This is a genomic window from uncultured Oscillibacter sp. (assembly GCF_910579365.1).
GTDB lineage: Bacteria > Bacillota > Clostridia > Oscillospirales > Oscillospiraceae > Oscillibacter.
Genome location: NZ_CAJTUX010000083.1, coordinates 1 through 9341, shown reverse-complemented (window position 1 = coordinate 9341; position 9341 = coordinate 1). Strand labels below are relative to the sequence as shown.

Genomic DNA, 9341 nt, shown 5'->3' with positions numbered 1-9341 from the left:
CTGCCCGCCGTTCCTCCTATACTGATTGGCGTACCCTTTATCCTTCATCTGGCCAGTGCGCCTGAGCCGGGGGTGATGGTGGGAATGAACAGTCCTTTGTCCATTGTGACGATCTCGCTGGGGATTTTCTTTCTGATTTATGCAATCTATATTTTGCTGGCCTATACCAGCTTAAAGCGAAACGTACTACCCAAATAAGGCAGCGGCAAGCAATGCGCCGGTATCTACCCGGCGCTCGCTAGTTGGTGGCTGCCGCCCCCAAGCTCCCGTAAGGACCGGCGCAGCTGCGCCGGTCCTTTTAAGCCGCCTCCGGCGTCTGCTCTTACCCGCAGGGAAAGAGAAAATCATCACCGCGCCCCCTGCTGGCGGTCGCGATTTTTTCCTTCTCCGTCACGGCCAAAATCCGCTCCACGTTGTTTTTGGCGGTGAGCAGTTCTATCATTTTTTCTCGCGCCTGCTTGTACTCTGGATACCGTTTTTTATTCTCAGCCTTCAATGCGGCAAGCGACTGCATGGACGGCAGCTTCTTCAAACCGAGAGAATCAACGTGCCGTTCGGTAGATGCAGCAGTCTCATATGAATGCCGCGGATGCCTTTGGCATGGCCTCGGAATTAATATGCCTGCAAAATCAGCGAGAAATCCTCCTGATCTTTTTCTCTCGTGCCCGCCGCGCATCCTCTGCGTTCACCCAGCGGTAATAGCCGGAACGGGATACGCCGGCGATTCGACAGAGTTCTGTAACGTTCAAAACATTATCCTCTTTGGCGACGATGTCATGAATCAACTCAAACTTCTTATCCGGCTTATCCATGATCGGTTCCTCCGCTCTGTCCCGCCGCCCAGCTCGGTAATTTTTTAATGTGATAGAGAAGGAAACCTATAAGAGCAGCAAAGCCGGCGCCAGAAATACCGTCGTCAGTAAAATGGGGGGATTCGGGAAACCATTCCAACGGGCATAGGCCTCTCGCATGGATTTTGGGGATACGGGTTCAGCGGATGATAAAAAGTGTTGTACAAATACCGCAGGGGGTCATGACGAAGGTCCCGCAGACTTCACAGTTAGGTCCCTTGCGAAAAAGAAAACGCCAAGTCTTTGATGACCTCACCGGCCAAAATCAGCCCCGCCACAGAAGGGACGAAGGCGCTGCTGCCCGGTATCTGCCGCCGGACTTCTCCCTCGAGAGATTCCTGATACAATGCCCCCTTTGGATTTTGGGGGAGCTCCTGGGAGTAGACCACCTTCAGCCGCCGTATGCCTCGTTTTTTCAGCTCCTTTCGCATCACCCTGGCCAGGGGACAGACGGAGGTCTCATAGATGTCCGCCACACGAAAGGCGGTGGGGTCCATCTTATTTCCGGCCCCCATGCAGCTGATGACAGGGGTTCCGGCCGCCTGGGCCTGTTGAATCAAAGCCAGTTTGCCGGTAACCGTATCAATGGCGTCCACCACGTAATCGTACTTGGAAAAATCAAAGTCCCCGGCGGTGCCGGGGCCGTAGAAAATTCTGCGGGCCACGGCCTCCGCCTCCGGATTGATGGACAGCACCCGGTCTCTGGCGGCGTCGGCCTTGAACTGCCCCAGCGTTTCATGGGTGGCGAGAATCTGGCGGTTCAGATTCGTCAGGCTCACTTGGTCGCTGTCCACCAGTTCCAGAGCGCCGATTCCGCTGCGCGCCAATGCTTCAACCGCGTAACCGCCTACGCCGCCCAGGCCAAATACCGCCACGCGGGCGTTCGCCAGGCGGGTCATGCCGTCCTGGCCCAAAAGCAGCTCAGTTCTTGAAAACGGACCCAGCATACATTACTCCTCAATGCCTTGAATCTCTACCTGTTCCAAAATGTCCTGCCCCCGCCCGGTCAGCGCCATACTACCGTGGAGCGGATAGGACTCATAGCCCGCGTAGTCAAAGTTTTTCAGGGGGATGTCATAATCCAGACGGATCAGCCCTTTTTCCGTCAGGCCCAGTATGGCGGCGGAGTAGGTGGGGGGAGCCTCTTTCGGGCTCTCCCAGTATACCGGTGTTTTTCGGTCAAACATGGCCGCTGCGGGAAGAAAGGGCGTCTGGGCGAAACGCCGCAGAAGCTCCAGCTCCTCTGGTGTCAGCAGCAGTGTGTTTCCTTCGCCGCCGCAGGTTTCATGACAGTTTTCACAGCCCATTATCAGCGCCTCCTTGCACTTCCAGGATGGTCCCGCCGCCGATTACTACATTGCCGTGGTAAAATACCGCCGCCTGGCCTGGCGTAACCGCTCTTTGTGCCTCGTCAAAGACCACACGGACGCGGTTCCCGCTTTCCGGAAAGAGCATGGCCGGCTGTTCCTGCTGGCGGGAACGGGTTTTTACGTTCAGCCGAAGCGGAGCGGTAAAGGCATCCAGGGCAATCCAGTTCAGTTCCTCCACCAGAATTTCACGGCTGTATAGGGCCCGCTCAGGTCCGACTGTGACCGTACCTTCCTCCATATTTTTTCCGCAGACATAAACCGGCTCGCCCATGGACAGCCCCAGGCCCTTCCGCTGTCCCAGCGTATAGCGCACCGCACCCTGGTGACGGCCCACGACCCTCCCCTTCAGGTCCAGGAAATCCCCGGCGGGACAGGGGGTTCCGGTATAAGCTTCCATAAAAGCGCCGTAATCGCCGTCTGGGATAAAACAGATGTCCTGACTATCCCGACGCTTGGCGTTGACAAAGCCGAGACGGTCCGCCAATTCCCGCACTTGCTGCTTCTCCATCCCGCCCAAGGGAAACTGGATATGGGAAAGCTGCTTCTGGGTGAGGGTGTAGAGGAAATAGCTCTGGTCCTTCCCGATGTCCAGAGCCTTTTTCAAAAGCCATCGTCCTGTGGCTTTCTCGTAGTCTGTCTGGGCGTAGTGCCCTGTGGCCACGTAGAAAAGTCCGGCCCGCTCCGCCTCGTTAAGAAGTCTGGAAAATTTCAGACAGCGGTTGCAGTCGACACACGGGTTGGGGGTTCCGCCGGACTGGTAAACGCGGATGAATTTTGCGATCACTTCATTTTCAAATTCTTCCCGCAGGTCCAGTACGGAAAAGGGGATATGGAGCCGTTGGCAGACGGCTTCCGCGTCGGCTGTGTTCCGGCTGTTGTCCTCCGGGAGCAGGCGCATGGTGACGCCTTGGCAGGGAAAGCCCGCCGCCTGTACCAAATACGCCGCCACAGAGCTATCCACACCGCCGCTCATGGCGACTAAAACGCCCGCCTTCCTCGCCTGTTCCATAGCGCACCTCGCTGTTCTCTCCTGCTTCAGAGCCGTTCTTTTTTTTGCAAGCTTTATTATTATAATACAGGTTTACAGGTTTGTCACGGGTTAAATCCACAATTTAATGGTAGACGCACATGTTTTGCATGATTGGATTCATAGCCTGCGCTTTTTGCGTAAGACTATCCCTTTTTCAACAAAAAACACGATTGTCCAGAGAAACTTGAGAGACAGAGTGTAGAAAATCGCGGAAGAATCTATATTATGTAAACAGGCTGGCAAAATGCAGGAGGGTTGATAAGTGGATTTCCGCCTTTTGAAGGAAGGTGGAATAGACGTGAAAGGATTGGGACATGCGGGAAATACCATGTGGAAAACCATGTGGAAAGTGTGGATAACTCTTCGTAGAAGGCTTTTATGAAAATCATTATGTAAATTTAAAACGGGGACGAAAATATTATTGACAGAGAAATGGACGGGAGAAAGAAGCCAGGAAAATCAGCGAAAAAATTGACGGAGAAAATCGAAACGGCAATTCGCGCGGAAGACGAAAAACCGTTTGCCGTCAAAAATTGACAAAGTGTTCAAGAGGAAAGTGCAGGATATCCTGCAATAATACGTGAGGTAATCGCAGAGAGGGGGTGGAACCGGAGTTTGCGCGCACACAGGATTCCGGGGCGAAGCAGGCAGGCGGGGATGGGCGCGGCTGGAGCTTCGGTTGACGGCCAGAGCTGTGGAGCGCCGGGGGGCTCCGGCAGCCCCGGCAGATTTGGGCGGAATGCGTTTTGGCTTTTCGGAAACACGAAAACGGAAGGGGCCCCATGGGGCTCCTTCCGCAGAGATGCGTTTTGATCTCGTTGAACGATGGCAGAAAACTTCTTGCGATTTAGTATCGGAGAAGCGCCGTATTTGCTTCCGGGATGAATGTACGCCGTCTCAAGCGCCGCCCTCTTCATCCTTTCGGTCCTTTGGCGGCGCCAGACCGTCCACGCGGGGGGTAGAAGGCTGCTCCGGGATCATGGTGGTGCGGCCATTGAGCCGGCCGCCGTTTTCAATGACAAAGGAGACTGTGGTCACGTCGCCGTCGATGGTTCCGGTCCGCTCCAGCTGGACATGGTCGCTGGAGGTAAGGTTGCCTTCCACCTGCCCGGCAATGCGGATGACGTCTGCTACCACGGGGCCCTTTACCCTGCCGGTGGCCGTTACGATGACATAGCCCTTCAGATCAATTTCACCTTCCACAGTGCCCTCAATCTGGACCACGCCTTCGCCGCTGAGCTTGCCGGTGACAATCAGGTCCTTGGCGATCACCGTATTGCTGCGAGGCTCGGGGAGTTCGGGAATGTCGGCGTTTTCCCGCCGGTCGTTATCGGTCTGAGACTCCGTTACAGGGGGAGTCTTGGACGGTCCTCCAAAAAAAGCCATTTCATTCACCTCGTTTGCGAAATTGAAAACAGTATATCACAAACCCCTTCAAATTACAAGGCTTCCGCCGCTGAAAAAAGGAGCGGCTTTTTGGAGACCTGTGAAAATATTCAGCGACAGCGGGCGGAGGAGCCCGCTTTTTGCCGGAGGCGTTCCCGGCGGAGCATGCGGCCCCCTCGGGTCAGCATGGGCAGGGCGAAGAGCAGCAGCGCGCCATAGCAGATGGCGCCGTATCCCCTGGTAATCAGCTTTGTCAGGCCGAAGGTGGAGACGCAGATTCCCAGAGCGGTCACCGCTCCTGTGATGAGGGGGCGGGCCAGCTCAAAGGATTTTCCCCGAAAGAAGGCCCGCTCCAGGCGGTCCTCCATGGCCTTGATGAAACCGGCGGCGGTTTCCACCAACGTGCCCAGGAGAACGATTTGGAACAGCGCGTACAGCCAGGGGAGGTCAAGTCTCTGGAAAATCACCGTTACCGGCGTCTCGGAGGCCAGGACAGCCGAAAGGTCGCTGCCCATGGCCAGCAGCAGAGGCAGGGCGGGAGCCGCCCCCAGTATCCCCGCCAGCACGCCGCAGATCACGGCCTCCCGCCGCTGCCGGAGGTTTCGCAGGGTGTAGAGAATCATGGAAACGCAGAGGAGGTTATAGGACGCGTAGCGAAAGCCGCTGAACAGCCAGCCCGGGGCGATTTCAGCCCTGGCCAGCTCGGCGGAGATGCTGCCGCCGGAACGGAGGAAGACGGCGGCCAGAAACAGGGTGAAGACGGCGTAAAGCACATAGGCCCAGAGGGACAGGGCTTTTTCCATAGCCTCCGTGCCCTTGAGCACCAGCAGCACCACACCGCCGGAGAGCAGTGCCACACCCACCCAGGACGGCGCGCCGGTCAATCCGGTGACGCAGGCGGCGGCAGTGGCGTTGACCACGCCCAGGACCAAAAGCATCATGGCATAGAAGCAGAGGTCATAGAGGAAGTGGGCCGGCCCCAGCAGCTTTTTCATCATGGACCCGTAGTCGTAGGTTTGAAAGACCCGGACAAACTCAAAGGTCACGGCGCACAGCACCGCCCAGGCGGCCGCCGCAGCGCCCAGGGCCAGCAGGCCGCCCAGCAGGCCGCAGCTTCCGAAATACCGGGCGATTTCCGCACCGGTGCCGTAGCCTCCGCCGATCAGGACGGATTGAAATACCAGGCCGGGGGTCAGATACCGGGTCCAACGTTGTGTTCTGCGCATTGACAGTTCCTCCCGTTCAGCGAACTTATCCCATGTATATGGCAGGTCCGCCGCCGGGTATGCGGGAAAATGCGTATAGCGGACGAACCGCGCCGCATAGGGTTTTCCGAGAGGTGATGTGAACCATGACGATTCATGTGGTGAAGCCCGGCGAGACAGTGGATGCCATTGCCGGAAGCTACGGCGTGTCGCCCCAGCGACTGGCGGCGGACAACAGCCTTCCGGAGAATTTGGCCCTGGCGGCGGGACAGACGCTGGTGGTGCGGTTCCCCCGGCAGGTCCATGCCGTGGTGGCGGGAGAAACGCTGACCTCCATCGCAGCGGACTACGGTGTCACGGTGCGGCAGCTGTGGCGGAACAACTGGGAACTGGGCGGCGGGGACGCTCTGGCGGTGGGACAGGTGCTGGTGGTCTCCTATTTTGAAGAGAGGCTGGGGCAGGGGATTTTTAACGGCTACGCCTATCCCTTCATCGAGCCGGCGCTTCTGGCGGAGCAGCTGCCCTATCTCTCCGCCATGGCTCCCTTTACTTACGGCATCACGGCGGAGGGCGGTCTGCTGCCTTTAAATGACGAGGCGATGCTGGCGGCGGCTCGGGTTCGGGGAACGAGGCCGGTGATGCACCTGTCCACTCTGACGGAGGCGGGACAGTTTGACACCGGGCGCGCGGAGCTCATTCTGACGGATTACGAAGCGCAGGGCCGTCTGGCGGCGGAGGTACTGCAAACGATTCTGAGAAAGGGCTACGCGGGGCTGGATGTAGACTTTGAATATCTGCCGGGGCAGCTGGCCGCGAGCTACGCAGCGTTTTTAGGCCGGCTGCGGCAGCTGCTGGCAGCGCAGGGGCGGTTCCTCTGGGCCGCGCTGGCCCCAAAGACGAACACCCGCCAGCGCGGACTTTTGTACGAAGGGCATGACTACGCCGCTGTATCGGCGGCAGTGGACGGAGTGCTGCTGATGACCTATGAATGGGGATACACCTACGGCCCCCCCATGGCGGTGGCGCCTCTCCCCAACGTCCGGGCGGTGCTGGACTACGCCATCACGGAAATCCCGGCGGAAAAAATCTTCCTGGGCGTGCCGAACTACGGCTATGACTGGCCGCTGCCCTTCGTTCAGGGCACCACAAAGGCGCAGTCCATATCCAACCAGCGGGCCATCGAGCTGGCAGTTCAGTACGGCGTGGCCATTGAGTACGATGAGACCGCCCAGTCTCCCTTTTTCCACTACACCGACGCCGCCGGCGGCGTCCACGAGGTTTGGTTCGAGGACGCCCGGAGCATGGACGCCAAGCTCCGCCTCGTGGCGGAGTACGGCTTTCGGGGGGCGGGATTCTGGAACCTCATGCGCCCCTTTTCCCAGACCTGGCTGGTGCTGGACGCTCTCTACGATATCGAATGACAAAAAGGAGGACCCGACCGCCTGGCCGGGTCCTTCTTTCGCAAGGCGGATTAAACATTGATCTCCGGCGTCTCGCCGGGGACGGACACGGCCAGCAGAGCTAGCCTCTTTGATATACTCTAAGATGACACGCCGTGATAGTTCAAATCGTGCCATATCATTTCCACATCCAGCCATCCGCCGGATTCCGAAGAAAAATCTTCATGGTAGATCTCGGCCAGCTCACCAGCAACGCGATCCCAAATGGACATACGGACTATATTGCTCTGGACAATCCCATAAATATGAATCTGCCGCATACAGACCGGGTGGTTCCAGTCCTCCCACTGGCGGAAGGTATGAACCCCTGTTCCGCTGTAATCAGCAATGTACCCAGATCGCCCTTGGTATCCAGCAGGAAGGCGTCGTGCATGTCATCAACGAGCTGTTCCTCCAACAATGCCTGCTGGGGTGTTTTCGTTGGTTCCGCGGTCTGATTTATTGGAACGCGGAACCTGGGACCGTAGACAAAAAGTGAGACAATGATCACGTCTCCTTTCTCATTGAGATGGACGTTCCCGTATTCAGCATCGAATTCATCCAAAAACAGTTCCCCGCTATATTCTGGCACATCGCAGGGGAATAACAGTGGGCCAAATCTCTCGTACACCTTAGCTGTTCCGTTGTGAAACATATTACGCCGATACTCTACAACGAAGGTGCGGCGTGTTTGCGGCTCTGTTCCCTCGGCGTACTCATATAATCCGCTATCCATAGCCAGGACAAACACTGCAAGCAATCCCGCAAGCGTTACAGCGATTAGGGCGGCAGTCCTTCTTCCTGTGTTCTCACGGCCAGCCCATTTGCATAAACGGACAAACATCCAGACGCCAGCAAACAGCGCGTCTAAGACGAGGATGTTGATTCCAACTACCACAAACTTCATCTCAAAAAAGAATAAAATCGTAAGCACGGCCATAGCCGCCAAGAAGATATACCACGATGTTTTTATAGCTTTTTCTTTGTCCATTAGGAAGCTGCCTCCACGGTTGCTTCTGCATTCAGATACGTCAGCATTTCATCCTTTGAAAAGCATTTTCCGCTTTCTGAAAAACAACTTGTATCATCCATCTGCGAAATATCAAGATCGGCAAATATTCGATTATAGGCTGTCTCGTCGATTTCCTCTGATAATAGGCGCTGGCGTATTCTCCCTCGTCTCCGCCGCCTTTTGCACGGGAAAAGGCGGCGACAATATTTTTATGTTTGTAGTAGGTCATTTCTACAGTAGTCATGGAGTCTGCCAGACATTCGGCATTACCATTCCTGACAGTATAAAGCGAATATTTATCCCAGGTTCGATCAAGGATGACCCATTCAGAAATGTCATCTTCATCCAAATAGATCAACGAGAACATAGGGCTTTCTATATCATTTTCAGCAAGAACTGGAACGCACGCCAAACATCTGGCGTATGGATGGAGAGGGCTGTTCTGTCATATCCCGGCAGGCTTCATCTGCCTGACAAACACAAAGCCGTCCGGTGATGATGTATGCCAAGCGCTATTTTTCATATTTCATTGAATAGCCGGCCCAAGGAGTCAAATCTGTTCGCAGTGTCAGAATTGGGTCAACAATCTCGTGCCACTCCTCTTCACTGATTTCTGCCTGTGAATCACTTTGTGTATGGTCTATGAAGTAATACCGTCCATCGCAACCGTCCCATATTTCTATTTCATAAATAATGTCACCATTTTCATCTATAGCATCTATAGCAATCCTCAAAAATAATGACAACAAAGGAGGTGGATTCAGGCGGTACAGCACAAGGATGACGACGCAGGCGGGCTGACGCCCGTCAAGGAGGAAGACGCGGTGATGTGCTGTCTGGATCTGCCGAACTGCTGTCACTATTTCTGAGGATTGCTATAGTTCATGGTAAATGATTTCCCGGCCGTCATGCCCATTATTTCCATCATATAATAATGCCTTGTTGCTTAAAATCTCAAAATGATTATGACGGTGGTCTCCGCCAGCCCATATAAAGGCAATACCGCATAATGCGAAATCCGCAAAAATGTGATATAATATAAATATGG

Annotated in this window: 11 protein-coding genes; 2 read left to right on the top strand and 9 right to left on the bottom strand. The window is 55.6% G+C overall.

Annotation, left to right across the window (positions count from 1 at the left end):
• A partial coding sequence (locus tag QZ329_RS13600) for a hypothetical protein (RefSeq protein WP_295753527.1) occupies positions 1–198 on the top strand: 198 nt, incomplete at its 5' end.
• Positions 199–322: 124 nt separating this feature from the next.
• Here QZ329_RS13600 and QZ329_RS13595 read toward each other — a convergent pair.
• The 7 genes from QZ329_RS13595 to QZ329_RS13565 form a co-directional block, all read right to left on the bottom strand.
• Positions 323–514, bottom strand: coding sequence for a hypothetical protein (locus QZ329_RS13595; protein WP_295753526.1), 192 nt, complete (start codon positions 512–514; stop codon positions 323–325).
• Positions 515–629: 115 nt separating this feature from the next.
• Positions 630–812: a hypothetical protein gene (locus tag QZ329_RS13590; protein ID WP_295753525.1), complete on the bottom strand. Its 183-nt coding sequence runs from the start codon at positions 810–812 to the stop codon at positions 630–632.
• A 248-nt stretch (positions 813–1060) separates the two neighbouring features.
• Complete coding sequence (locus QZ329_RS13585; RefSeq protein ID WP_295753523.1) at positions 1061–1798, bottom strand: tRNA threonylcarbamoyladenosine dehydratase; 738 nt, start codon at positions 1796–1798, stop codon at positions 1061–1063.
• A gap of 3 nt (positions 1799–1801) precedes the next feature.
• Positions 1802–2158 carry a hypothetical protein gene (locus QZ329_RS13580; RefSeq protein WP_295753521.1) on the bottom strand — a complete coding sequence of 119 codons (357 nt, stop codon included), beginning with the start codon at positions 2156–2158 and terminating at the stop codon, positions 1802–1804.
• Positions 2148–3230 (bottom strand): tRNA 2-thiouridine(34) synthase MnmA, encoded by a 1083-nt coding sequence (gene mnmA / locus QZ329_RS13575; protein WP_295753519.1) that lies wholly within the window; start codon positions 3228–3230, stop codon positions 2148–2150. Before mnmA ends, QZ329_RS13580 begins: the two co-directional genes overlap by 11 nt.
• A gap of 918 nt (positions 3231–4148) precedes the next feature.
• Positions 4149–4637: a polymer-forming cytoskeletal protein gene (locus QZ329_RS13570; protein WP_295753517.1), complete on the bottom strand. Its 489-nt coding sequence runs from the start codon at positions 4635–4637 to the stop codon at positions 4149–4151.
• A gap of 110 nt (positions 4638–4747) precedes the next feature.
• Positions 4748–5863 (bottom strand): hypothetical protein, encoded by a 1116-nt coding sequence (locus tag QZ329_RS13565; RefSeq protein ID WP_295753515.1) that lies wholly within the window; start codon positions 5861–5863, stop codon positions 4748–4750.
• A gap of 125 nt (positions 5864–5988) precedes the next feature.
• Between QZ329_RS13565 and QZ329_RS13560 the strand changes: the two genes are divergently transcribed.
• Positions 5989–7263: a glycosyl hydrolase family 18 protein gene (locus tag QZ329_RS13560; protein ID WP_295753513.1), complete on the top strand. Its 1275-nt coding sequence runs from the start codon at positions 5989–5991 to the stop codon at positions 7261–7263.
• A gap of 256 nt (positions 7264–7519) precedes the next feature.
• Here the strand turns inward: QZ329_RS13560 and QZ329_RS13555 are convergent, their stop codons facing one another.
• Complete coding sequence (locus QZ329_RS13555) at positions 7520–8272, bottom strand: energy-coupling factor ABC transporter permease (RefSeq protein ID WP_295753511.1); 753 nt, start codon at positions 8270–8272, stop codon at positions 7520–7522.
• Positions 8273–8312: 40 nt separating this feature from the next.
• The gene (locus QZ329_RS13550) at positions 8313–8660 is read right to left on the bottom strand and encodes a hypothetical protein (protein WP_295753509.1); all 348 of its coding nucleotides are present in this window, start codon (positions 8658–8660) and stop codon (positions 8313–8315) included.
• Between the last annotated feature and the right edge of the window lie 681 nt (positions 8661–9341).